This is a genomic window from Vibrio coralliilyticus, from assembly GCF_024449095.1.
Taxonomy (GTDB): Bacteria; Pseudomonadota; Gammaproteobacteria; order Enterobacterales; family Vibrionaceae; genus Vibrio; species Vibrio coralliilyticus_A.
In genome coordinates, this window is record NZ_CP024627.1 from 2308666 (window position 1) to 2331255 (window position 22590).

The 22590-nt window shown below is 47.5% G+C and carries 28 protein-coding genes; 15 read left to right on the plus strand and 13 right to left on the minus strand.

The features are described from left to right. The first annotated feature begins 34 nt into the window (after positions 1–34). Positions 35–322 (plus strand): hypothetical protein, encoded by a 288-nt coding sequence (locus CTT30_RS10770; RefSeq protein ID WP_239838136.1) that lies wholly within the window; start codon positions 35–37, stop codon positions 320–322. A 95-nt stretch (positions 323–417) separates the two neighbouring features. Here CTT30_RS10770 and CTT30_RS10775 read toward each other — a convergent pair whose 3' ends face one another. The 12 genes from CTT30_RS10775 to flgB all read right to left on the minus strand — a co-directional run bounded on the left by CTT30_RS10775 (position 418) and on the right by flgB (position 10471). Next, a complete protein-coding gene (locus CTT30_RS10775; protein WP_252035158.1) occupies positions 418–1461 on the minus strand; it encodes a flagellin in 1044 nt (347 codons plus the stop codon). 17 nt (positions 1462–1478) lie between these two features. Beyond that, the gene (gene flgL, locus CTT30_RS10780; protein ID WP_239865509.1) at positions 1479–2375 is read right to left on the minus strand and encodes a flagellar hook-associated protein FlgL; all 897 of its coding nucleotides are present in this window, start codon (positions 2373–2375) and stop codon (positions 1479–1481) included. Between the two features lie 15 nt (positions 2376–2390). Further along, on the minus strand, positions 2391–3764 hold the full coding sequence (gene flgK, locus CTT30_RS10785; protein ID WP_252035159.1) for a flagellar hook-associated protein FlgK: 1374 nt from the start codon (positions 3762–3764) through the stop codon (positions 2391–2393). Continuing rightward, positions 3765–4310, minus strand: coding sequence for a rod-binding protein (locus tag CTT30_RS10790; protein ID WP_239865500.1), 546 nt, complete (start codon positions 4308–4310; stop codon positions 3765–3767). A gap of 9 nt (positions 4311–4319) precedes the next feature. Beyond that, entirely contained in the window at positions 4320–5417 is a 1098-nt protein-coding gene (locus CTT30_RS10795; protein WP_275666164.1) for a flagellar basal body P-ring protein FlgI, read from the minus strand. 104 nt (positions 5418–5521) lie between these two features. Continuing rightward, positions 5522–6193, minus strand: a complete 672-nt coding sequence (gene flgH / locus CTT30_RS10800) for a flagellar basal body L-ring protein FlgH (protein WP_239838131.1) — start codon at positions 6191–6193, stop codon at positions 5522–5524. A 25-nt stretch (positions 6194–6218) separates the two neighbouring features. Next, positions 6219–7004: a flagellar basal-body rod protein FlgG gene (gene flgG / locus CTT30_RS10805; RefSeq protein ID WP_252035160.1), complete on the minus strand. Its 786-nt coding sequence runs from the start codon at positions 7002–7004 to the stop codon at positions 6219–6221. Positions 7005–7025: 21 nt separating this feature from the next. Next, the gene (locus CTT30_RS10810) at positions 7026–7757 is read right to left on the minus strand and encodes a flagellar basal-body rod protein FlgF (RefSeq protein WP_252035161.1); all 732 of its coding nucleotides are present in this window, start codon (positions 7755–7757) and stop codon (positions 7026–7028) included. 11 nt (positions 7758–7768) lie between these two features. Continuing rightward, a complete protein-coding gene (gene flgE / locus CTT30_RS10815; RefSeq protein ID WP_252035162.1) occupies positions 7769–8965 on the minus strand; it encodes a flagellar hook protein FlgE in 1197 nt (398 codons plus the stop codon). Positions 8966–8991: 26 nt separating this feature from the next. Next, the gene (gene flgD / locus CTT30_RS10820) at positions 8992–9672 is read right to left on the minus strand and encodes a flagellar hook assembly protein FlgD (RefSeq protein ID WP_239865494.1); all 681 of its coding nucleotides are present in this window, start codon (positions 9670–9672) and stop codon (positions 8992–8994) included. Then, entirely contained in the window at positions 9672–10106 is a 435-nt protein-coding gene (gene flgC / locus CTT30_RS10825; protein ID WP_239838126.1) for a flagellar basal body rod protein FlgC, read from the minus strand. The genes flgD and flgC overlap by 1 nt, the downstream gene beginning before the upstream one ends. Positions 10107–10108: 2 nt before the next feature. After that, positions 10109–10471, minus strand: coding sequence for a flagellar basal body rod protein FlgB (gene flgB, locus CTT30_RS10830; RefSeq protein WP_239838125.1), 363 nt, complete (start codon positions 10469–10471; stop codon positions 10109–10111). Positions 10472–10549: 78 nt separating this feature from the next. Between flgB and flgA the strand changes: the two genes are divergently transcribed. The 13 genes from flgA to CTT30_RS10895 all read left to right on the plus strand — a co-directional run bounded on the left by flgA (position 10550) and on the right by CTT30_RS10895 (position 20838). Then, on the plus strand, positions 10550–11347 hold the full coding sequence (flgA, locus tag CTT30_RS10835) for a flagellar basal body P-ring formation chaperone FlgA (protein ID WP_252035163.1): 798 nt from the start codon (positions 10550–10552) through the stop codon (positions 11345–11347). Between the two features lie 150 nt (positions 11348–11497). Next, entirely contained in the window at positions 11498–11779 is a 282-nt protein-coding gene (flgM, locus tag CTT30_RS10840; RefSeq protein WP_252035164.1) for a flagellar biosynthesis anti-sigma factor FlgM, read from the plus strand. An 18-nt stretch (positions 11780–11797) separates the two neighbouring features. Beyond that, the gene (gene flgN / locus CTT30_RS10845; protein ID WP_252035165.1) at positions 11798–12241 is read left to right on the plus strand and encodes a flagellar protein FlgN; all 444 of its coding nucleotides are present in this window, start codon (positions 11798–11800) and stop codon (positions 12239–12241) included. After that, on the plus strand, positions 12238–12930 hold the full coding sequence (locus tag CTT30_RS10850) for a lytic transglycosylase domain-containing protein (protein ID WP_252035166.1): 693 nt from the start codon (positions 12238–12240) through the stop codon (positions 12928–12930). The genes flgN and CTT30_RS10850 overlap by 4 nt, the downstream gene beginning before the upstream one ends. Positions 12931–13197: 267 nt before the next feature. Next, the gene (gene rsxA / locus CTT30_RS10855; protein ID WP_006963066.1) at positions 13198–13779 is read left to right on the plus strand and encodes an electron transport complex subunit RsxA; all 582 of its coding nucleotides are present in this window, start codon (positions 13198–13200) and stop codon (positions 13777–13779) included. Beyond that, positions 13779–14363: an electron transport complex subunit RsxB gene (gene rsxB / locus CTT30_RS10860; protein WP_239865472.1), complete on the plus strand. Its 585-nt coding sequence runs from the start codon at positions 13779–13781 to the stop codon at positions 14361–14363. The genes rsxA and rsxB overlap by 1 nt, the downstream gene beginning before the upstream one ends. A gap of 8 nt (positions 14364–14371) precedes the next feature. Further along, positions 14372–16804 carry an electron transport complex subunit RsxC gene (gene rsxC, locus CTT30_RS10865; RefSeq protein ID WP_252035167.1) on the plus strand — a complete coding sequence of 811 codons (2433 nt, stop codon included), beginning with the start codon at positions 14372–14374 and terminating at the stop codon, positions 16802–16804. Further along, the gene (rsxD, locus tag CTT30_RS10870) at positions 16804–17850 is read left to right on the plus strand and encodes an electron transport complex subunit RsxD (RefSeq protein ID WP_252035168.1); all 1047 of its coding nucleotides are present in this window, start codon (positions 16804–16806) and stop codon (positions 17848–17850) included. Before rsxC ends, rsxD begins: the two co-directional genes overlap by 1 nt. Before the next feature lie 8 nt (positions 17851–17858). Then, positions 17859–18494, plus strand: a complete 636-nt coding sequence (gene rsxG, locus CTT30_RS10875) for an electron transport complex subunit RsxG (RefSeq protein WP_252035169.1) — start codon at positions 17859–17861, stop codon at positions 18492–18494. Further along, positions 18487–19179, plus strand: coding sequence for an electron transport complex subunit E (gene rsxE, locus CTT30_RS10880; protein ID WP_239838116.1), 693 nt, complete (start codon positions 18487–18489; stop codon positions 19177–19179). The genes rsxG and rsxE overlap by 8 nt, the downstream gene beginning before the upstream one ends. A gap of 33 nt (positions 19180–19212) precedes the next feature. Continuing rightward, on the plus strand, positions 19213–19854 hold the full coding sequence (gene nth, locus CTT30_RS10885) for an endonuclease III (RefSeq protein WP_239865463.1): 642 nt from the start codon (positions 19213–19215) through the stop codon (positions 19852–19854). A 12-nt stretch (positions 19855–19866) separates the two neighbouring features. Then, complete coding sequence (gene gloA / locus CTT30_RS10890; RefSeq protein WP_252035170.1) at positions 19867–20283, plus strand: lactoylglutathione lyase; 417 nt, start codon at positions 19867–19869, stop codon at positions 20281–20283. 117 nt (positions 20284–20400) lie between these two features. Further along, complete coding sequence (locus CTT30_RS10895) at positions 20401–20838, plus strand: DUF2753 domain-containing protein (RefSeq protein WP_239865461.1); 438 nt, start codon at positions 20401–20403, stop codon at positions 20836–20838. On the opposite strand, the gene motY is transcribed toward CTT30_RS10895, so the two are convergent. Further along, positions 20835–21716 (minus strand): flagellar protein MotY, encoded by an 882-nt coding sequence (gene motY, locus CTT30_RS10900; RefSeq protein ID WP_239865459.1) that lies wholly within the window; start codon positions 21714–21716, stop codon positions 20835–20837. The two genes, CTT30_RS10895 and motY, sit on opposite strands and share 4 nt — an antisense overlap. Before the next feature lie 205 nt (positions 21717–21921). Between motY and rnt the strand changes: the two genes are divergently transcribed. Beyond that, positions 21922–22581, plus strand: a complete 660-nt coding sequence (gene rnt / locus CTT30_RS10905) for a ribonuclease T (RefSeq protein WP_239838112.1) — start codon at positions 21922–21924, stop codon at positions 22579–22581. Positions 22582–22590: the final 9 nt, after the last annotated feature.

Here is a 22590-nt window from a genome sequence, read left to right on the forward strand (position 1 = left end):
CTTGCAGCGCCTACTAACTCAAGCGTAAAAGCACATGCCTCAATATACGGTCCGACACGCCAAAAAAGATGGATTACAAAAAGCCTTTATGTGGCTGATTGTCATCGACTACGTGTTGCTTTCTCTATTCCTTAGCCAGTTGTACAACCTGACTTTAAATGGAGGCACGGCCATTAGCACTCTACTGCTTATCTACAATGTCCTACTCACTTTTCTCTGCTTTCAACGTACTGACAAGCGCGATTCTTACATTATTTACCCAACGTTATCAGCAACGCTACTGGCTTTCGTCTGCTTCCTGTACTTCTTCTTTCTGGTCTGACGCGACTTTCCTTTAGGCAAAAAAAATGCTCTTCAATTAATGAAGAGCCAAACGAGCAATAGAAATCGGTCAATTGTTTTAGCTGGGCTTCCGTCTTAGCTTCTCATCAACGCCACCACAGAATGACGCTTTACGTTCGCCTGAGCATTGAGAGCCATAAAGGCTGTGGAAAACTGACCTGAATTCTCATCGAAGAGTTTAAGTTTGTCTTCGACTTGGTGAGCAGAAATCACCGAAGACTGCTTATGAAGCGTTTGCATTTGCATCGTCAATTCAGAACCCACTGCGCTCGCCTGCTCTAACCCAACCTGTACTTGACGGAAGAGCTGGTTCACCTTGGCGATGGTCTGTTTGATTCCGTCGCGTGAGCTCAAGTCAAAGCTTAGCTCGGCAATACCTTCTGGTTCCGCTTTAAGCGTCATCACATTAGATTGCCCAGCAGGGAAACGATGCCCCTGCCCCGTGACCATCACCTTCTGTTGCATCTGCTGATAAGCCTTCTCTGAGGATTCAAATAGTATCGTTCCATCCTCAGACAACGAGGCTCTGAGCCCAAGAGGAATCAGGCTTCGGTCTAGCATCTTGACGGTTTGCTTGCCCTCTGACAGGCCATCAAACTCAACCATCACTGAGTTTCCTTGTGGGAAGTCGAGGCGAATTTGTTCCGCTTTATCACTCAAACGATGGATGTTTAGCCCGGGAATTGAGAAACGACGCATATCCGCTTTGTCGAGCTTGAGCGTCAGCTCGTTGTCGATCACCTTGTTACCGTCAAAACGTGCGTTGTCTAGAATGCGCTCTATGTTTGCTTTGGCTCCTGTTAAGCCTTCTTTTAAACCGGCCACATTGCTCGCGCCAAGATTCATTGCTCGAGTAAGGCCCTGCTTAATCTTGGCCAACTCACCGCCTATGGCTTGTAAAGAGCGTGTCGCAATCTGAACTGAGGTGGCATTTTGTTGCCCCTGAGTAAGCAAAACACCAGACACCGAATACGATGCTGGTGTTTGGTTTTGGGCAGCTAGGTTACGCTGCCCGTTATCACCATGAGACTCTGAAGAACGAGGAGGAGAAATAGAAGCTCTATCGTGCCCAGTCAATCTGACATTGTGTGGGCGAACCTCAACTGTGCTCATTACCATATTTCAATTCCTGCTTATCAAATGCGGTCGAATAAGTTGAGATCGTTAATCTTAACGTAGCTAGCTTGAGTCGCTTGCAATGCGGCCATGTAGTTACTCAAACGAACTGAAGCTTCACCGTAATCTAGCGCGGAGAGGTCGCTGCTGACCTTATCAACAAACAATTTATTTTCACCGTGAGCACTATCCATCAAATCTAGGTTGTTGTGACGACCACCCATTTCAGTCATCGCAGCTAACACGTTGCTGGATGTTGCTTCGATAGAGCTGAGCGTCGATTCAACCGTAGTTCGAAAAGCTGGAGTGGGTGACTGGAACTCTGCAATCAAGGCATCAAGATCGTTAAGAACGTTATTGCCACCTAGATCCAGAATTTCCTGTGCGGTCATATTGGATTCCATCGTCACGCCTTTCGCTACTGTCACAACCCGCTTATCACTATTGCCTTGGATTACGTAGCTACCACTCGCGTTGGACAAAGCCGCCGTATCTGTTTTAGTTCCGGAGAACAAGTAACGGCCTTCTTCATCCTGAGCATTGAACGCGGAAACGACAGAAGAACGTAGACTTTCCAATTCGCTGATGATGCCAATACGTTCACTGCTTGTTAACGTCCCGTTCGCTCCCCATAGCACACGCTCATTCATCATCTTTAGACTTTCATTCACGGAGTCGAGCTGCACTTCCTGATTGGATAATGCGGTCTTCACATTGGAAATATTAGTCTTGTACTGAGTGATCGCCGAGCCTTCACGCTCTAAATTTAGTAATTGAACAGACGCCATTGGGTCGTCGGACAGTTTGGTCAGACGTTCACCGGTAGACATTTGCTGCATCACTTGCCCAAGCCCAGCGTTATTAATTTGCAAACTTTGCAGCATCATCTGACTGAATTGAGTATCACTAATTCTCATCTGTCTTTCCTATATTTAGAATAACTGAAGTACTGAATCAAACAGCTGATTCGCTGTACTGATCACTTTCATATTGGCGTTGTGAACGTTGGCAAACGTCATTAAATTGGCCGCTTCCTCATCACTGTTTACGGCACTGACGTTGTCACGAGCGGCAACGGCCTGTTCACTCATTGCCAACTTAGCCTGATAATCCGCATCAGCCTGACGTGCTTTGATTGCTGTTTCACCTACCATTGCAGCAAATGCATCGTTCAATGTTACTGAGCCAAAACCACTAATTGACACGGCTTTGTTACTGACAGCAATTAAGCTGTCCAGTACATCCGCATTGCCAGGATTACCGTCACCAGACAAAGCAAGCTCCTCTGGTTTCAAATCAGTAATCGTCAGGCTTGCAGCAGGATTAGCAGGGTCGTAACTGAACAAAGGCTTACCCGTATGACCATTGAGATCTTGACCAGTAACCAGTACAGAATTGAATTCATCGGCTAATGCCTGAGCCATATCGTCAATCGCGGTACGGTATGGCTTTAACACCTCCGTCTGATAATCCGTCAGTGCGCCAACCTGCCCGCCTGGCGTATCCGTCACCGCAAAGCTCTGAGTACCAAACTCAACATGCAAAGCAGCAAGGTATGGATCACTTGGGTCAGGAACGGCTTTAAGCACAGCAGCATCTCCACCCATAACCAGTGGTTGCCCAGAAGAAAGCGTCACCTGCAAACTACCATCAGCCTGTGATGTCGTTTTCACTTCTACCACTTGGGACAACTCTCCAATTAATGTGTCGCGGGTGTCCATTAGTTGAGCTGGGTTTCCCCCTGTACCTTGCATCTCAACGATCTGTTTGTTCACGTCCGCGATATTAGTCATCAAACTGTTAGCATGAGCAATGGCCGCATTACGTTGGTCGTTAACATCTTTATGTTGGTGCGAGAGCGATTCAGTGAGGGTGTTAAAACGTCGCGCAAGGGCTTCGGATTCATTAATGATTTGCTGACGATAAGGCACCGATTCAGGTTTTACTGTTGCATCATTCAGAGCTGAAAATAACGTATCCAAACCAGCTGAAAGGCTAAAACCGTCAGCGCCGAGCGTATTTTCCAGTTGACTCATCGTGCTGCTGTAGCGAGTCGCGTAAGCGGAAAGACTGTTTGTCGCCCAAGTTTGCTTCACCAGATACTCATCGGTGACTCGGCGAATACTGGTCACTTCGACCCCTAGCCCAGGGTGTAACTTGTCGTGTTTCGTTCCACCAACCGATGCCATCAAAGCTTGTTGCCGGCTGTATCCCGGTGTATTAATGTTGGAGACATTTTGCGCTGTGACGTCTAGGGCCACGCGATTCGCGTTAAGCCCAGAAAGGGCAATATTGACGAGATTCATTTACAGCTCCATTTTTCGAATCAATGGTTGGGCGAAAGCCGTTGTCACACCTGCTTCGCCCAACATTTGTCTAACTGAGGCGACCGACTCCTGGCTCGAATGAAGTGCAGGTGCAGAATTAGGCGCAACGGAAGTTTCAGCGTGTGAGCTTGCTTCCACCTCACTAAGAATGTCATTCGCTGGCAAGGTTGACTCACTGGCTGAAAATGCCACTTCTGAAATTGAAGGGCTGAGCTGTTTAATCAACATTTCTGAAATACCAGAATGCTGTTTCTTAGACATTTCAATCGCCAGCTGGCCATCGTACATATCGCGAAAAACACCCTGTTGCTGGCTGGAGAATGGGCTGTCATCGTCGGCCAATACATCACTACTACTGCGCATCTGCCGCAGTACTAACTGTAAAAACATCGCTTCAAACTGACCCGCCACTGTCTCCAGAGCGGCTCCCTGTTCGTTACTATTCTTTATGTTCATCAGAGCACTGTTATCGTGATAAAGCACCGAGTTCATAGAAGACTGTTCGTTCAGTCCGTCAAGTTTCATAAAGACTCCTTAAATCACTACCAGCTCTGCATTCAATGCCCCTGCTTCATGCAAGGCTTGTAGAATCGACATCAAATCCGTTGGTGTCGCCCCTAAGCTGTTGACCGCACTAACGATTGTGTTGAGCTCCGTACCCGGAGGCCAGATCACCATTTGCGCTTGCTCTTCGCTGACGTCCAATAGCGACTGATCCACCACTTTGGTTTCACCGTCAGCAAACGCGTTTGGCTGGCTCACCTGTTGCGATTCAGCAATGGTGACCGTTAAGTTGCCATGGCTTACCGCCGCTTCACTGACCTTGACACTTTTACCTATCACAACGGTACCGGTACGAGAGTTGAAAACGATGCGCGCTGGTTTGCGTCCTTCTACCACACTGATGTCTTCTAACATCGACATCATGACCACACGCTGCTGGCTGTCTTTTGGCGCTTTGACGCTAATGCGCACATTGTTTTTGGCAACCGCGACTTTTGGCCCAAAGATGTTATTGATCTCACGTGCAATATTCTTAGCGGTCGTAAAGCTTGGTTTTCTCAGGTTCAGTACCACGTTATCTTGCTCTGAAAAGTCATTGGGGACTTCTCGTTCCAGCGTGGCACCACCGGGAATCCGACCAGAAGTCGGGGTATTAATGACGATTTTAGAGCCACTTTTTCCTTCAGCAGACACGCCGCCCACGACGACGTTGCCCTGAGCAACGGCATACACCTCACCATCGATACCGCGCAGTGGTGTCAGCAGCAGGGTACCGCCGCGCAAACTCTTGGCATCACCGATGGAAGACACCACCACATTCAGCGTTTGCCCTGCACCTGCCATCGGCTCAACCGTAGCAGTCACACTCACTGAAGCAACATTGCGCAATTTTGGGTTAGTGCTGTCGTCGATTTGAACACCAAATTGTCGCAACATATTGGTGATGGATTGCGCGGTAAATTTGACCTGATTGCGGTCACCCTGCCCGTCTAGGCCAACCACTAGACCATAACCAACCAATTGGTTTTCACGAATACCCTGCACATCAACTAAGTCCATGATAGGGATTTCAACTTCAGCTTGAGCAGGTAACGCTGTCCCTAGTGACAACACCAGCAACATCCCCATCAAGAATGAATCTCTTTGCTTAGCAACCCTCTTCTCATGCGCCGAGCTAAATCGGGGAGAAAGAGAGCTAAGAACGGCGGTAAACATAGTCATTTTCTGTTTCATTAAAACGGCATCCAAGGACTGTTGAAGAATTGGCTTAACCAGCCAGCAGCATTACTGTCAGCCAGCGTACCTCGACCTGAATAAGTAATTCGCGCATCACCGATACGTGCAGAAGAGACCTGATTGTTACGACTGATATCATCAACACGAACAATACCCGTTAGGCGAATAAACTCATCGCCCTGATTGAGGCGAATCCATTTTTCACCACTGATGCGCAATACCCCATTAGGTAACACTTCGTGCACCGTCACAGTAATAGCCCCTTCTAATTTGTTGCCCTGTGAGCTGGATGCACTACCATCAAAAGCGCGTTGAGCATCGACACTAGCGGCGAGTTCATCGATGGTTTTGCCACCCAAACTCGGCGTAGCAAAACCAACGCTCGAGTTTTTACCATACTTGGTATCGGCTTTTTTGCTCGATTCCGTTTCTTCGGAAAGGACGACTGTGAGCATATCGCCGACACGATACGCTCGCCTGTCCTGAAACAGGGTCATGGAATATTGGTGACGATAAAGACTGCCGTTTTGCGCGGCTGGAAGTGAATAGTCCAGCGTAGGCGGTGCGTATTTTTCTTCATCAGGTTCAGGAGGGGTAAACTCCTGTCGACCCGCACACCCAGCAAGCAAAATGACAACCAGAGGCCAAACTCTCAATAATGCCTTCATTCCCTGTTCCTTTATTACTTGACCGTTACACCGACTGAGCGACAAACTTCAGCATGTCATCCGCAGCCGAAACGACTTTGGCGTTCATCTCGTAAGCACGCTGAGTCGTGATCATGTCAACCATTTCCTCCACGACTTGAACGTTTGAACCTTCTAAAGAGCCTTGTTTAATACTGCCCACACCGTCTTCTCCGGCGATCAGCTCATCCGCCTGACCACTGGCTTCCGTTTCACGGAATAAGTTTCCGCCCACAGCTTCAAGGCCGGCTGGGTTGATGAATTTCGCTAAGGTGATTTGACCGAGTTCTTGCGGTGCAGTGCTGTCAGCTGTAGTAGCCGACACCGTACCATCCACACCAATGGAAACCGATAATGCGTTCTCGGGTATCTGGATTTGCGGTTCCAAAGGCAGACCTTGGCTATTGACCATTAGGCCTTCCGAATTGACGTGAAACTGGCCATTACGGGTGTACATGATCTGCCCATCAGAGTTTTCGATTTGGAAAAAACCCTGCCCCATCACAGCAAGATCCAATTCTTGACTGGTGTTTTGCGTATTGCCTTGAGTGAACACCTTTTGTGTGCCTACCACTCGCACACCGCTACCCAACTGAACGCCGGATGGTAACTCATTGACCTGATCCACCAGCGCTCCCGGCTGGCGTTGAATGCTGTAAAATAGGTCTTCAAACACCACTCGGTCACGTTTAAAACCAACAGTGTTAACGTTTGCTAGGTTGTTAGAGATGGCCGTCATTTTAGTGTCTTGAGCCGCCATGCCCGTTTTACTTACCCATAATGCTGAGTGCATTTTCTACTCCTTGCGCCACGCTTAGCGCGACGACATTAATTTGTTACCGGCTTGCGCCAAAGTCTCTGCGGTTTTCATCATCCGCACCTGCATTTCAAAGTTACGTGTTAGCGACATCACATTCAGCAGCTCATCAATCGCTGATACGTTGCTGCCTTCGATATGTTCTGGCGCAAGTTGAACGGTTTGGTCAACTTCAAATGGGTTGCCATCAACGCTGTGAAGCAAGCTATCGCTCTCTTTCTGCAGTTGAGTGGTTTCCGGCTTCACCAACTTCAACGTGCCGACTTCAAGCTCAGCACCGCCACCCGGAGGGACGACAGAAATACGACCACGTTCGCTGATTTCAACTTTCTGATAGTCTGGAAGAACCAAAGGGCCACCTTCACCGACAACCGCGAAACCATTGATAGATAAAGCGCCGAACGGGTCGACTTTGATGTTACCTGCGCGGGTATACGCTTCCTGGCCATCAGCCGTCTGAACGGTCAGATAGCCTTCCCCCATAACGGCAACATCCAATGCACGCCCCGTTTTGACGATGTCACCTTCATCAAAACGAGTAGACGCAGAGTTGGTCACCACCATAGTACGGCCATCAAAGCCTGAACCCTGAAGCTGAACACTCGAGACACGCTCCATGTCAGCACGAAAACCAGCGGTATCCGCATTGGATAAGTTGTTTGAACGAACATGCTGAGCCTTGAGTACTCGACTCGCGCCAGATGTTGCAGTGAATAGCAAACTGTCCATATCAGGCTCCGTTAGATTGCGTTAAACAACGCCTGAGTCAGTTTGTCATTAGTCGAAATGGTTTTTGCATTCGCCTGATAGTTGCGCTGTGCTGTCATCAGATTGACCAACTCGCTCGTCAGATCGACGTTTGAACCTTCTAGCGCTCCCGGTGTTAGATCACCCAAAGTGCCAGAACCTGGAACACCCATTACTGGCGCGCCTGAGCTGAAACTTTGAGTCCAGGCTGTCCCGCTGACTTTTGAGAGGCCTTGAGGGTTAGCAAAATCCGCCAGCACAACTTGACCCTGTAATTGGGACTGACCGTTAGTGTATGTGGCGTAAACCATGCCGTTGTCTTCTACGCGAACACCCGCGAGTTCACCCGATGTGTAACCATTCGGGTTGTTAGTACTGACACCAAAGCCTGTGCCAAATTGAGTGCTGCCTGACAGGTCAATATCGATGCTCATTGGGTTCGCACCCGCCGCTGGGAACGAAACGTTATAAGCGCCTGTCGGCGTCGCAATAGAGCCATCTGGGTTGAACGTCATTGCAACGGTTGACACTGCCGTTGCCCCGCTATCAACCTGCACATTCACTTCCCACGCGTTATCCGCCGTTTTGGTGAAATACTGGGTAACGGTATGCGGCTTACCTTGAGAGTCGTAAACTTTTGTCGTGTAAGAGGAGTTGAATGAATCAGTGTTGTTAGGGTCAAACGGGTTCACCGTCTGGTCAACAATCGAATTGGTTGCATCTAGGTTGGCGATGAACGCCATCTTGTCAGTCGCTTTAGCCGCCAATGAAGACGTCGAGATCTTAATATCGCCCGAGGCTCCCGTAAGCAGGTTGTTGTTTCCATCAACGCTGTAGCCTTGCAATTTAGCGCCCGTGTTGCCAATAACGTAATTGTCTTTATCTGTACCAAATACCCCTGAGCGGGTGTAAAGCAATTGTCCTGCACTATCTTTGGTCACAAAGAAGCCGTTACCATTGATGGCAAGATCCATTGCTCGGCCCGTTCCACTCACCGAACCATTTTTATCAAAGTTTTGAGAGATAGAAGCGACTTCCACGCCACCTGGCTGCATACCGTTGTAAACAGCTGCAAACTCAGTACGTGCCCCCTTGAATCCGTAAGTCGATGCGTTGGCAATATTGTGGCTGATGGTATTCAGCTCTTGGTTAGTCGCATCAAGGCCACTTAGGGCAATATTAAAACTCATAACTAAACCTCTTTATTCCTTATTGGTTAAGCACCAAACTGAGTGATTTGATAGAAAGGTACGCTGCCAACACCTGCGATATTGACGAACGCTGCGCCGCCTGAGCTTGGAATACGAACTTGCTCAACCTGACCGGCTAAAAGAATGTTTGGAGCTGATTGCCCCTCCTGCACCTGAACCGATACCTTGTACTTGCCAGGTTTAAGCTCAAGCTCTTCAGGATTGATACTGAATTCAACATCTCCCGCGGGATGAGCGCCTAAAGGCACTTTACGCGATTGCCCAAACTCATCTGTGACAACCAAATTGACTTGGCTTGAAGGATGTTGAAGTTCAATTTTTCCGCCTTGAACCGCGTCACCCATTTCGAATTCATTGCCAGACACATAAACCGTCTGACCTACCAGCCCGGCCGTAGACAGAACTTGCATGTTATCGAGCAAAACCATGCTGTTTTGCATCATTGACGCCATGTTCTCTGTACTTTGTACCTGAGAGAACTGTGCCAATTGACTGACATACTCAGTGCCATCAAGTGGGTTGAGAGGATCCTGGTTTTGGATCTGCGCGACCATCAAGCTGATGAATTCGTTTTCCAGCGACGTGGCACTATTGGCATCCTGTGGATTGCCTGTCACCGATGATGCATTTGTCCCTGAAGCAACTGGTGTATCAGAAGATAAAGCGTTGTAAGAAGCGATGCTCATTAGCTGCCCTGCCCTAGTCTAAGCAGGCCTTGCTGCATACTTTTTACATTGCTCAGCACTTCAACATTGGTCTCGAAGCTACGGGTGGCTGACATCATATCTGCCATCTCAGACACCACATCGATATCTGGGTAGTAAACATACCCCTCGTCGTTAGCCAGCGGGTTACTCGGCTCAAAGCGTTTTTCCGCCTGAGCTGCACTTTGGACAACATCAACAATTCTCACCTCAGCATTTGGGTAACTTTCTTTACTCGCTGACAACTGAGTTTTGCTGTACACCGTGGCGAACACAGGTTTTAGCGCCTTGTAGGCGTCATCTGGATTGGCAGAGACGGCATCTGCGTTAGCAAGGTTACTCGCCACCGTGTTTAAACGTACTGTCTGAGCATTCATTGCTGAGCCAGCAATCGAGTAAATATCGGTAAATGACATGATTATCGTCCCTCTATCACTTTCGCCAGCCCTTGAAACTTCATATTCAAGAAGGTCAGGCTGGTCTGAAAGTCCATGTTGTTTTGTGTGAATTTGCCTTGCTCAACCCCCAGCTCGACCGTATTGCCGTCTTTGCTGTTTTGATAAGGGATCGAGTACATAGAAGAGACCTGCAGTTTCGGCACGGAGTTGTTCACTCCATGAGGTGATAACTGATTCATTACCGTGGTAAAACTCAGGTCCTTCGCCAAGTAACCCGGGGTATCAACATTTGCTAGGTTACTGGCAAGGACTTTGGTACGCTGAACCCGAAAATTCAGCGCATCAGGGTGAACACCTAACGCACTTTCAAATGAAATTGCCATGTCTCTTTCCTTTAAAGTCGACTCGAATAAGGATGAATAAGACAAGATGCATGCCACAAAAATAACAAAACAAAATCAATGACTTACAAAAAAGAAAGGAAATGTCATTTCCGCATTACGGAAGTATTAAAAAGCCAGAGGAACCGAATTCTTTCCCCTCTATATTGGGCAGCATTGATCAGTGCCATGCTATCCAGCCATGGCGTATTAAGCCGTGAAAATACCAGTGCCAAGCAGGCTATTATTCAGGCCGTTGAAACTAACTTTAAACAGCAGGTCCAAGCTCAAGCCAACAGCAGAAACTGGGGAGACTATCAACTCGATTATGATCTTCGCGTCCCTGATGCTGCCAAGCACCTGCCTATGTGCCCAAAACCACTAAGTATTGCTGGTATCGATAACAAAACACTCCCTGTCGGTAACCTAAAACGGTCTGTTAGCTGCGATGTACCTTCCGTGGAATGGCGAATCAATGTCACCATCAAATCAGCGCTGACTCTCAAGATGGTCGTGACCAAAACAGGCATCAATCGAGACCAAGCGATTTCACCCATGAACCTTAAGCTTGAAAAGAGAACCCTGAGTCGGGAGCAAGATTTCTTTACCCAGCTCTCTCAAGTCTCCGGCATGGTTGCCTCTAGGCGCATACGCTCAGGCCAGATATTAGATCCAAGAAAATTAGCGTCCACGCCTTTGGTCGCGAAAGGTAATCAAGTGGTGATAACCGCCTCCAAAGACGGATTTACTGCATCCACCAAAGGTGTCGCCCTTGAGCAAGGAACGCGTGGTGAACAAATTGATGTTCAGAACAGTTCTTCAGGAAAAGTCATTAAAGCGGTGGTCACTGGACTCAATCAGGTACAGACCCAATTCTGATTTTTGGACTCCGGTTATCATTTTCGCTGTTTATGACTCGTAAAGAGATAATCATTTCAGGTAGATATAAAAAAGTGATTACTTTGACTTAATGTTTCGCGCATCATGGTCGCACTTAACCTGTAACCACGATGACTAAGGAACCCATTGATGAAAATCGACAAAGTTGCAGGCGGCCACGTACCTCAAACCAGCCTAAACCAAGCTTCTAAGAAACCCGCAGAATCTGCGACTGCTCAACCGATTTCAGAAGCCATGGTCAACACCAATACTGCTGCAATCGATAAAGCACAGGCAGAAATGCAATCACTGCCTAACGTAGATATGGAAAAGGTGGAACAAGTCCGTAATGCACTGGTAAAAGGCGAGTTAGTACTGGATACCAAAGCGCTATCTCAAGCAGTGCTTCAATTCCATACTGGTCACGAGTAACGCAGGCTGGAGTTCAATATGGCATCTGAAACCTCTCGCGTGATTCAGCGTTTTCTCACCTCAATAGGCGATGACATCAAGTCGTATCGCCAATTAGCGACACTGCTGCAAGAGCAAAAATCGCTGTATCTGTCTTTTGATGCAGCGAAGCTCAATCAAAATCTTGCCGAGCAAAAATCATTGCTTAAAAAGCTTGATCAACATGCCAGTGAACGTAGCCAGGCCATGAAAGCTTTACGGCTGACTAGCGATCAAGCCGGTATTAGCAAACTTTTTTCTGTATTACCGCCGTCGTTATCAAATAAAGTTCATGCACAATGGCGTGAGCTAGAATCTCTGGTGAAACACTGTCATGCTCTCAATCAAGAGAATGGTCAAAGCTCTGCCAGCTTCCATGAGCTGATGTCCCATATCACTCAGCCAAGCCAAGATACCTATGAAGAGCAGCCATCGTTGAGATGATCAATGTTCGCAGTGGTTGGAAAGGGGCATTGTGCAAGCTCTTGTCGGTTTATCTTTGTACTGTATACCCTCTCAAGGCCTCACCTTTACCTACTGAATTTGAGCAAGAATTGGCAATTCTGACTCCCTATAAAAAACACATCGAGCAACGTTTAACGGTTAATCGACCTCTAATACAGGATATCGCTCAGCAGTTGTCATCACACTCTTTGCCACTACAACTCATATTGCTGCCCATGCTTGAGTCCTCCTATGATCCTAAAGCTGTCTCTCATGCCAATGCAGCAGGGTTATGGCAACTTATGCCAGCCACAGCACAACGCTTCGGCCTTAAAGTTGATGCCAGCCAAGATCAACGATTTGACATTCAAACCAGTACGAAGGCAGCTATTGAATATTTGGCGTTTTTGCACAATAAGTTTGATGATTTGGCACTCACCCTTGCCGCCTACAATGCGGGCGAAGGCCGAGTATCCAGGGCTATAAAACAAGCTGGCAGCAGACAATTCTCAACACTCGCTCTTCCTTTGGAAACAACGCAATATGTACATCGATTTTATGCCCTGCGCAGCTTGATTCCGCTAGAAAAACTATTAGGCCAGCAGTCTAATTCACTGTTTTTATTTGGAGAGTTAAGCCAATCACCGCTTATCGATCTTTCTCCTCTGCCACCACTCATCACTTTGTAAACACTCAGAGTTTCATCTGACAATTTATTAAATCCGTCTGCTTTTTTATTCTCTCAAGCTATTAACAGGCTAACCTTAATATCCAAGAGCTCTAAAAATCCCCCTACTTTATGACGGTTTTTACAGGTTTAAGCACGAATTTACTCCGAGATCGAGAATATCCCGTATAATTTTCATTCAACAATACAAAACCCTAGCTTTACTTGGTTGTTATTGACTCAGCAAAGCAGGATAATATCGGGATCGGATTCTCTTAAATATATAATTATGACCGAATATCTTTTGTTGCTGGTCGGCACAGTGCTGGTCAACAACTTTGTACTGGTAAAGTTTTTGGGCTTATGTCCATTTATGGGTGTTTCCAAGAAACTGGAAACCGCAATCGGAATGGGGTTGGCAACTACGTTTGTCCTGACCTTAGCTTCAGTGTGCTCGTATCTTGTTGAAAGCTATATCCTAGAGCCTTTAGGGCTAGAATATTTGCGTACCATGAGCTTTATTTTGGTAATCGCCGTGGTGGTTCAGTTCACCGAAATGGTGGTGCATAAAACCAGCCCAACACTCTACCGTCTGCTAGGGATTTTCCTACCGCTGATCACAACCAACTGTGCAGTACTAGGGGTCGCCCTACTTAATATCAACGAAAACCACAATTTCATCGAATCCATTATTTATGGATTTGGTGCAGCGGTCGGTTTCTCACTGGTGCTAATCCTCTTTGCATCCATGCGTGAGCGTATCGCAGCGGCAGATGTGCCTGCGCCATTCAAAGGGGCATCGATCGCAATGATCACCGCCGGCCTGATGTCGCTAGCCTTCATGGGCTTTACTGGACTGGTGAAATTGTAATGAGCGCGATTCTTATTGCTGTATTGGCCCTAGCAGCACTCGCTGCCCTATTTGGCGCCATATTAGGCTTTGCCTCGATCCGCTTTAAAGTGGAAGCGGATCCGATTGTTGACCAGATTGATAACATTTTACCTCAGACTCAGTGTGGCCAGTGTGGCTACCCTGGGTGTCGCCCTTATGCAGAAGCAATTGCCAATGGCGACGAGATCAACAAGTGTCCTCCTGGCGGTCAGGCCACCATCGAAAAGCTGGCTGACCTTATGGGCGTTGAAGCAACAGATTCGGCTCACGATCTGGACAATAACGTCAAAACCGTCGCATTTATTCACGAGGACATGTGCATTGGTTGCACTAAGTGTATTCAGGCTTGTCCGGTTGATGCGATAGTTGGCGGTACAAAAGCCCTTCATACGGTGATCAAAGACGAATGCACCGGTTGTGACCTGTGTGTCGCACCTTGCCCAACGGACTGTATTGAAATGATTCCTGTAGAAACCACTACAGCGAGCTGGAAGTGGCAACTGGACGCCATTCCTGTTGTTGATATTACCGATTCTGCCAAGCCGCAGAATGGCGTGAATTAAGGACTGGTATGCTGTCACTCATCGAACAAATTAAGTCAGGCGCACTTTGGGATTTTCCTGGGGGCGTCCACCCAGCGGAAAACAAAAAACAATCCACCAAGAGTCAGATTGCTAGGGCAAGTATTCCACAAGAAATCATTCTGCCCGTAAAGCAGCACATTGGTAAACCGGGCTCGATCACCGTAGAAGTTGGCGAGCAGGTACTCAAAGGTCAGCCGCTGACTAAGTACGATACTAGCTTCATGCTACCGGTTCATGCACCAACATCAGGTAAAATCACCGCGATTGAACCTCGCACCACCGCGCATCCATCAGGTCTAGCTGAAACTTGTATCGTCATTTCTCCAGATGGCGAAGATCGCTGGATTGAACGCAAAACCCAGAACGACTTTACCCAATCCACACCGGACGAATTGATTGAGATTATTCGTCAGGCTGGCGTTTCAGGTATGGGCGGCGCAGGCTTCCCAACCGCGAAAAAGATCCAAGCTGGATTAGCTCGTACTGAAATCCTGATTGTTAATGCGGCCGAATGTGAACCTTACATCACCGCTGATGACATGTTGATGCAAGAAAATGCTGATGAAATTATCAAGGGCATCGAGATTGTTGAACATATCTTAAAGCCTAAGCTGACTATTATCGGTATTGAGGATAACAAACCTCAAGCCATCAAAGCGTTAGAGCAAGCCGCGCTGCACAAAGACATCATCATTCGCGTCATTCCAACTAAATACCCATCAGGTGGTGAGAAGCAACTGATAAAAATTCTGACTAACAAAGAAGTACCGGCGAATAACATTCCTGCTGATATTGGTCTACTAGTGCAAAATGTCGGTTCACTGCAGGCCATCAAGCGTGCTGTGTGTGACGGCGAACCGCTGATAGAGCGTATTGTTACCCTGACGGGGAACACGTTTAAGCAACCACGTAATGTCAAAGCATTGATCGGGACCCCTGTACAATCGCTGCTTGATGAATTTGGCTACAAAGCCGATAAAAAACTACCGCGCCTAATCATGGGCGGTCCGATGATGGGCTTTACGCTTCCGCATGCCAACGTGCCTATCACCAAAACGGCTAACTGTATTCTCGCCCCAACTCGTAGAGAGATCTCACCAGATCAGTACGAAATGGCGTGTATTCGCTGTGGCCAATGTGCTGAGGCCTGCCCAGCTTCTCTACTACCTCAGCAGCTTCAATGGCACGCGAAAGCAGAGGAATATGACAAATGCGAAGAGCTCAACCTTAAAGATTGTATCGAATGTGGTGCCTGTGCCTTTGTTTGCCCAAGTGAAATCCCACTGGTGCAATACTACCGCCAAGCCAAAGCCGAAATACGTACTCGCAAAGAAGAGTCCGAAGCCGCTGAACGCGCTAAAATCCGCTTTGAAGAGAAAAAAGCGCGACTTGAGCGTGATAAAGCAGAACGCGAAAATCGATTTAAGAAAGCGGCCGATGATCGTCGCAAAGATATGAAGAAAACCGGTGGCGATGATGCTATTGCTGCTGCCATTGCGCGTGTAAAAGCGCAGAAATCTGAATCGAAGTCGGATGAACCTGCAGTGAAACCCGCAGTAGCTGCCGCAATCGCTAAAGCAAAAGCCAAGCAAGCGGCTGCGATGCAAGCAGGTGATACGGAGCCAGACAACTCTGAAATGGCAAAACTGCGTGAAGAACGCAAACGTCAGGCAAGAGAGAAAAAAGCTCAGAAGACTCAAGATGCCACGCCAGCCACTTCATCCGATGATAAGAAAGATGCGGTTGCAGCTGCTATTGCTCGTGCTAAAGCACGTAAAGCGCAGCAAGAAGGCAAACCGGAACCCATCACGGCAGAGCCAAAAAACACCGAAGCAGCCGAAGAGGATCCTAAGAAAGCTGCGGTGGCTGCTGCTATTGCTCGAGCTAAAGCACGCAAAGCGCAGCAAGAAGGCAAACCGGAACCCGTCACGGCAGAGCCTGAAAACACCGAAACAGCCGCAGAAGACCCGAAGAAAGCTGCCGTGGCTGCCGCTATCGCGCGTGCCAAAGCTCGTAAAGCACAGCAAGAAGGTCAGTCAGAATCCGTCACTGCCGAGCCAGAAAGCTCAGAATTAGCTGCAGAGGATCCAAAGAAAGCTGCGGTGGCAGCCGCTATTGCTCGAGCTAAAGCACGCAAAGCGCAGCAAGAAGGCAAACCGGAACCCGTCACGGCAGAGCCAAAAAACACCGAAGCAGCCGAAGAGGATCCTAAGAAAGCTGCGGTGGCTGCTGCTATTGCTCGAGCTAAAGCACGCAAAGCGCAGCAGGAAGGTAAGCCGGACCCCGTCACCGCTGAACCGGAAAACGCTCAAACTTCCGAAGAGGCTCCAAAGAAAGCCGCCGTCGCGGCCGCTATCGCACGCGCCAAAGCACGCAAGGCTGAACGCGAACAGAACAATAAATTTGAGGAGAACGAGTAGTGGCCTTTTTCATTGCCAGCTCACCCCACGCTCATAGTCGCAGGAGCACACCCAACTTAATGAAATGGGTGGCACTATGTGCTTTACCCGGATTATTTGCTCAAACTTACTTTTTTGGTTGGGGAACGTTAATTCAACTTGGCTTTGCCATCATTCTTGGGCTTTTGCTTGAAGCTGGTGTCATGTTGGCTCGCAAGCGTCATCCTATGTCCGCTTTACGGGATAATAGCGCAATTGTTACGGCTTGGCTGCTTGCTGTGGCTATCCCTCCTCTATCCCCTTGGTGGCTAATTACTATTGGCTTAATTTTCGCTATTTTGATTGCTAAACACCTCTATGGCGGTATTGGGCAGAACCTGTTTAACCCAGCAATGGTCGCTTACGTTGTGCTCTTGATCTCTTTCCCAGTACAGATGACCAGTTGGATTTCACCGATGGAACTTCAACCGACAGCCGTATCTTTCGGTGATGCTTTTTCGCTGATTTTTGCAGGATTTAACCTTGATGGCCTATCACTCCAGCAGATCCGAACAGGTGTTGATGGTGTCACCATGGCCACACCACTAGACGCGTTCAAAACGGCATTGCGTACAGGTAACACTGCTGCGGAAGTTCTCCGCCAGCCTCAGTTCAGTGGTTTAGCCGGTATTGGTTGGGAATGGGTCAATCTGGCTTATCTCGCAGGTGGACTGGTACTGATCAAATTGAAAGTCATTAACTGGCACATCCCTGTTAGCTTCCTTGTCGGTTTGACAGTAATGAGCGGCCTATTTGCTATCGTAACTCCAGCAGAGACAGCATCCCCACTGCTCCACTTGCTATCAGGTGCTACCATGCTGGGTGCATTTTTTATTGCCACCGATCCTGTCTCTGCATCCACCACGGTGAAAGGTAGGCTAATTTTCGGAGCTTTTATTGGCGCAATGGTTTTCATCATCCGTAGTTGGGGCGGTTTCCCTGATGGCGTCGCTTTTGCTGTGCTGCTTGGTAACATGTGTGTGCCTTTGATCGATTACTACACCAAACCTAGAACGTACGGGCACTAAGGAGCAATATGTTAAACGCGATTCGCAAGAACGGTGTAATACTCGCGATTTTCGCCTGTGCTTCAACAGGTGTCGTCGCCCTCACTCACTACTTAACTAAAGAGCAGATCCGTCAACAGGAGCAAGCCCAGTTGTTGTCTGTGCTCAATCAAGTGATTCCACAACAAATGCATGACAACAGCTTGTATAAGTCCTGCACCATGGTCACAGATCCCGCCCTTGGTACGGATACTCCAATGCCTGTTTATATGGCGAGCAAGAATGACGAACCCACCGCATTGGCTATCGAGGCCATTGCGCCGGACGGTTATAACGGAGCGATCAAAATTATCGTCGGTATTAAACAAGACGGTACAGTGCTAGGTTCACGGGTACTGGCTCATCAGGAAACACCGGGGTTAGGCGATAAAATCGACTTGCGTGTCACTGATTGGATCCTGAGTTTTGCTGGTAAAAAACTCACACCTGAAAATGAAGCTGACTGGAAGGTGCGCAAAGATGGTGGCCAATTCGATCAATTTACTGGTGCGACAATTACCCCAAGAGCAGTCGTCAAAGCGGTCAAAAATACCGTACAATTTGTAAACGACAATCGCGCACAAATCCAGAACCAACCACTTAATTGTGGAGGCAACAATGAGTGAACACAAAACACTGATTAAAAATGGTATGTGGGACAACAACCCCGCACTGGTTCAGCTACTAGGCCTCTGTCCATTGTTGGCAGTCTCTTCAACCGTAACCAATGCTTTAGGTTTGGGGATCGCCACTTTGCTGGTATTAGTAGGGTCCAACGTCACTGTATCTTTAGTGCGTGACTATGTGCCAAAAGAAGTGCGTATCCCCGTCTTCGTGATGATCATTGCCGCTCTGGTGACCTGTGTTCAACTGCTGATGAACGCATACGCTTACGGCCTCTATCTCTCTTTGGGCATTTTCATTCCTCTTATCGTGACCAACTGTATTATCATCGGTCGTGCTGAAGCTTTTGCCTCTAAAAATGCCTTATTACCCTCGGCTCAGGATGGTTTCTGGATGGGCCTCGGAATGACTAGTGTTCTGGTCGTTTTAGGTGCGATGCGTGAAGTGATCGGCAATGGTACCTTATTTGATGGCGCTGACCTGTTGCTTGGCAGCTGGGCAAGTGCCCTGCGCATTGAAATATTCCAGTTTGATAATAGTTTTCTGCTGGCACTTCTTCCACCCGGAGCTTTTATTGGCGTTGGGTTACTCATCGCACTGAAAAACATCATAGATAAACAGCTAGAAGCTCGTCAGCCAAAACAAGAAAAACCGACCATTGAACGCGCTCGCGTCACGAATCAGTAATGTCTGGTCTACACACTGGAAAGCCGCTTCAAAATGAATAAAGAAAAACGAGTACAAATACTGGAACGTCTAAGGGCAAACAACCCTAACCCTCAGACTGAGCTCAACTGGAGTACCCCTTTCGAACTCTTGATTGCCGTGCTCTTATCCGCTCAGGCAACAGATGTGAGTGTTAACAAAGCAACCGACAAGCTTTATCCGGTTGCGAATACACCACAAGGAATATTCGATTTGGGCGTTGATGGCGTCAAAGAATACATAAAGACCATTGGTCTGTTTAACTCAAAAGCGGAAAACGTCATCAAGACTTGCCGTATTCTGCTGGATAAACACAATGGCGAAGTCCCTGAAGATCGAGCCGCATTGGAAGCTCTACCTGGCGTCGGTCGCAAGACTGCCAATGTGGTACTGAATACCGCTTTCGGCTGGCCAACTATTGCTGTAGACACGCATATCTTCCGTGTCTCTAACCGCACTAAGTTCGCGATGGGCAAAAATGTCGATCAGGTGGAAGAAAAGTTACTCAAAGTCGTACCCAAAGAATTCAAACTCGATGTACATCATTGGTTGATTCTTCATGGGCGCTACACCTGTGTTGCACGCAAGCCGCGCTGCGGTAGCTGTATCATTGAAGATTTGTGTGAGTTTAAAGAGAAAGTTTACCCAGAAAACTAGGAGAGCAAAGCAATGTCAAACGGGCGTATTTTACACACCATGCTACGAGTGGGTGATTTAGAAAAGTCGATCAAGTTTTACACAGAAGTAATGGGAATGCAGTTGCTGCGTACCAATGAAAATAAAGAGTATGAATACACTCTCGCTTTCTTGGGTTACGGTGATGAATCTCAAGGGGCAGTCATTGAACTGACTTACAACTGGGGTACCACAGAGTACGATCTGGGCAGTGCGTTTGGCCATATCGCGATTGGTGTCGAAGACATCTACCAAACTTGTGATGCGATCAAAGCGGCTGGCGGCAATATGACTCGCGAACCAGGCCCTGTCAAGGGAGGCACGACTCACATTGCTTTCGTCAAAGACCCTGACGGCTATATGCTCGAGCTAATCCAAAATAAACAAGCATCTGCTGGCCTTGAAGGGTGATCACCTCCAGTACTGACTCGATAGGGTGACACTCTGTTACCCTATTATTTTTCACTTTACATGATAATGGTTATCATTTAACCTCCAGGTATTGTGAACTTGGAGAGTGAGAAAACAATGGGCGTCGCCGAGTGGGAAAAACACACGTTACTGGCTGATATCGCAATGAATGATGCTGATCATCTGCGTAGCATTCTTCACTACCAACAAGCGTTAACATTAAGCGAACGAATTAGTGACTCAAGTGAGATCGACGTTGAAGAGCGCCTGATGATTTCAGTGATTTCCTGCCATAATATGGCTTCGTTTTGGCGCACGATGGGCGATACCAAGTATGAACTGAAATATCTTCAACTTGCTTCCGAAAAGGTGCTGACACTAGTACCGCAATGTCCAAACCACCATTGTGATGCCTTTGTCGACTCTATGGGTTGCTGTAAAAAAGCATTGATTGAGTTCATGAAAAGACACCCAAACCCCAAAATAGCCAAACTTGTTCAGGACATAGACACCGCCACTAACTGTAATCTCATTGCAAGGTTTCGTCTAAATTAAACCTGCGTCCGCCCCAGTGATATTACAACTCGACGGTTTTTATCTTTGCCTATTGGTGAAGAATTGTCATCGACAGGGCGACGACGGCCATAGCCTTGAACCTGAATTCGGTCTTCTGGTAAACCTAAAGATTTAAAGTAGTCACGTAATACTTCAGCACGCTGCTCTGATAAGTTTTGGCTAGCACTTTTACTTTCATCATTGGCAGTGTAAGTCGACACCAAAACTAAATCGATATCTTGGTTATGACGAATGTATTCGGCAATCTGCGCCAAACGTTTTTGTGACGCTTTGTTCAACTGCACACTTGAACGGTCATAATGCAAAATAGTAAAAGCAATATCTTCAAAGCTATACGGTAGTAAGTTGGCGATACAATCGCTAAATGCATTGTAGGAACGCTGAAATAACACGGAAGATAATGCCACTTCTATACGCTGATCACGGCTTTGCCATTCCTGGTAACTGAAAGTGGGATAGCGCCCTTTCTCCAATTCAGTCAGAATACTCCACGCTGTTTGTCCACCGACATAACCATCAAATTGCTGAAAAAAGCGAATATTGGTGATGCGCTCCGAGCTGTCACCAGGGCGCCAGACAGGAGGCATGGATACCAACGAAACATCACGGGTTTTACCCATTGGACGTTTCATCTTCAATTCGAAATCAAGATTGATTTTTTTGCTAGCATGAGACGAAAATACTGCGTCACCATAATTTGGAATCGGATGTACCATTCGACACTCCAGTGGCGTGTTTGCAATCATCTGCCACTGCGATTGCTGAGGCTTAGCAACATAGCGAACATCCATTGCCGATACTGAACTGGCAATAGAGGTAAATAGTAACGTTAAGCTAGTGGCTAACAGTCTCTTCATGGGGTACGGATTCTCTTACTCAATACGGCGCAAAGTTGCCGCTAATACTTCTACAACACTTAGGAATGCAAAAACCTCGCCAAAAAGTCTAAGCATATTTTCACACCTATCAATAAGCATTGAGCATTATTAATTCGCCAATCCGGTTTGTCTTACCTTGAGAATCTGCAATAATGCTGCCCTTGTCACATAATACTAGGCCAACATGACTGTAGAAAACGAAGCATTGACGCTCAAAAAACGATTTCGTGGCTATTTCCCTGTCGTTATTGATGTAGAAACAGCAGGTTTTAACGCTAAAACGGATGCACTGTTAGAAATCTGTGCCGTCACTCTGAAAATGGACGAAAATGGCGATCTTCAGCCCGCTTCTACCATACATTTTCATGTTGAGCCTTTTGAAGGAGCAAACCTTGAGAAGGAAGCTCTGGATTTTAATGGCATTCGCGATCCTTTCAGTCCACTACGTGGTGCAATACCTGAATCCGAAGCCCTAAAAGAAATTTATAAGCTTGTGCGCAAAGAACAAAAAGCGGCCGATTGCAGCCGTGCAATTATCGTCGCTCATAACGCAACTTTCGATCATAACTTTGTGATGGCCGCCAGTGAGCGTAGCAAGCTAAAACGAGTCCCTTTCCACCCCTTTGCTACCTTTGACACTGCTACACTAAGCGGACTGGCTTATGGCCAAACTGTGTTAGCTAAAGCGTGCAAAGCTGCTGGGATGGAATTTGACAATAAAGAAGCCCACTCTGCCCTTTATGACACACAAAAAACGGCAGAACTCTTCTGCGGCATCGTCAACAAATGGAAAGCTCTGGGTGGCTGGCCACTTGCTGGTGAAAACGTTGAAGACAATAACTAAAAAAGCAAA

Coding starts and splice junctions, on each gene's coding strand:
- CTT30_RS10770 (WP_239838136.1), top strand. CDS start 35: ATGCCTCAATATACGGTCCGACACGCCAAAAAAGATGGATTACAAAAA.
- CTT30_RS10775 (WP_252035158.1), bottom strand. CDS start 1,461: ATGGTAATGAGCACAGTTGAGGTTCGCCCACACAATGTCAGATTGACT.
- flgL (WP_239865509.1), bottom strand. CDS start 2,375: ATGAGAATTAGTGATACTCAATTCAGTCAGATGATGCTGCAAAGTTTG.
- flgK (WP_252035159.1), bottom strand. CDS start 3,764: ATGAATCTCGTCAATATTGCCCTTTCTGGGCTTAACGCGAATCGCGTG.
- CTT30_RS10790 (WP_239865500.1), bottom strand. CDS start 4,310: ATGAAACTTGACGGACTGAACGAACAGTCTTCTATGAACTCGGTGCTT.
- CTT30_RS10795 (WP_275666164.1), bottom strand. CDS start 5,417: ATGGGGATGTTGCTGGTGTTGTCACTAGGGACAGCGTTACCTGCTCAA.
- flgH (WP_239838131.1), bottom strand. CDS start 6,193: ATGAAGGCATTATTGAGAGTTTGGCCTCTGGTTGTCATTTTGCTTGCT.
- flgG (WP_252035160.1), bottom strand. CDS start 7,004: ATGCACTCAGCATTATGGGTAAGTAAAACGGGCATGGCGGCTCAAGAC.
- CTT30_RS10810 (WP_252035161.1), bottom strand. CDS start 7,757: ATGGACAGTTTGCTATTCACTGCAACATCTGGCGCGAGTCGAGTACTC.
- flgE (WP_252035162.1), bottom strand. CDS start 8,965: ATGAGTTTTAATATTGCCCTAAGTGGCCTTGATGCGACTAACCAAGAG.
- flgD (WP_239865494.1), bottom strand. CDS start 9,672: ATGAGCATCGCTTCTTACAACGCTTTATCTTCTGATACACCAGTTGCT.
- flgC (WP_239838126.1), bottom strand. CDS start 10,106: ATGTCATTTACCGATATTTACTCGATTGCTGGCTCAGCAATGAATGCT.
- flgB (WP_239838125.1), bottom strand. CDS start 10,471: ATGGCAATTTCATTTGAAAGTGCGTTAGGTGTTCACCCTGATGCGCTG.
- flgA (WP_252035163.1), top strand. CDS start 10,550: ATGACTTACAAAAAAGAAAGGAAATGTCATTTCCGCATTACGGAAGTA.
- flgM (WP_252035164.1), top strand. CDS start 11,498: ATGAAAATCGACAAAGTTGCAGGCGGCCACGTACCTCAAACCAGCCTA.
- flgN (WP_252035165.1), top strand. CDS start 11,798: ATGGCATCTGAAACCTCTCGCGTGATTCAGCGTTTTCTCACCTCAATA.
- CTT30_RS10850 (WP_252035166.1), top strand. CDS start 12,238: ATGATCAATGTTCGCAGTGGTTGGAAAGGGGCATTGTGCAAGCTCTTG.
- rsxA (WP_006963066.1), top strand. CDS start 13,198: ATGACCGAATATCTTTTGTTGCTGGTCGGCACAGTGCTGGTCAACAAC.
- rsxB (WP_239865472.1), top strand. CDS start 13,779: ATGAGCGCGATTCTTATTGCTGTATTGGCCCTAGCAGCACTCGCTGCC.
- rsxC (WP_252035167.1), top strand. CDS start 14,372: ATGCTGTCACTCATCGAACAAATTAAGTCAGGCGCACTTTGGGATTTT.
- rsxG (WP_252035169.1), top strand. CDS start 17,859: ATGTTAAACGCGATTCGCAAGAACGGTGTAATACTCGCGATTTTCGCC.
- rsxE (WP_239838116.1), top strand. CDS start 18,487: ATGAGTGAACACAAAACACTGATTAAAAATGGTATGTGGGACAACAAC.
- nth (WP_239865463.1), top strand. CDS start 19,213: ATGAATAAAGAAAAACGAGTACAAATACTGGAACGTCTAAGGGCAAAC.
- gloA (WP_252035170.1), top strand. CDS start 19,867: ATGTCAAACGGGCGTATTTTACACACCATGCTACGAGTGGGTGATTTA.
- CTT30_RS10895 (WP_239865461.1), top strand. CDS start 20,401: ATGGGCGTCGCCGAGTGGGAAAAACACACGTTACTGGCTGATATCGCA.
- motY (WP_239865459.1), bottom strand. CDS start 21,716: ATGAAGAGACTGTTAGCCACTAGCTTAACGTTACTATTTACCTCTATT.
- rnt (WP_239838112.1), top strand. CDS start 21,922: ATGACTGTAGAAAACGAAGCATTGACGCTCAAAAAACGATTTCGTGGC.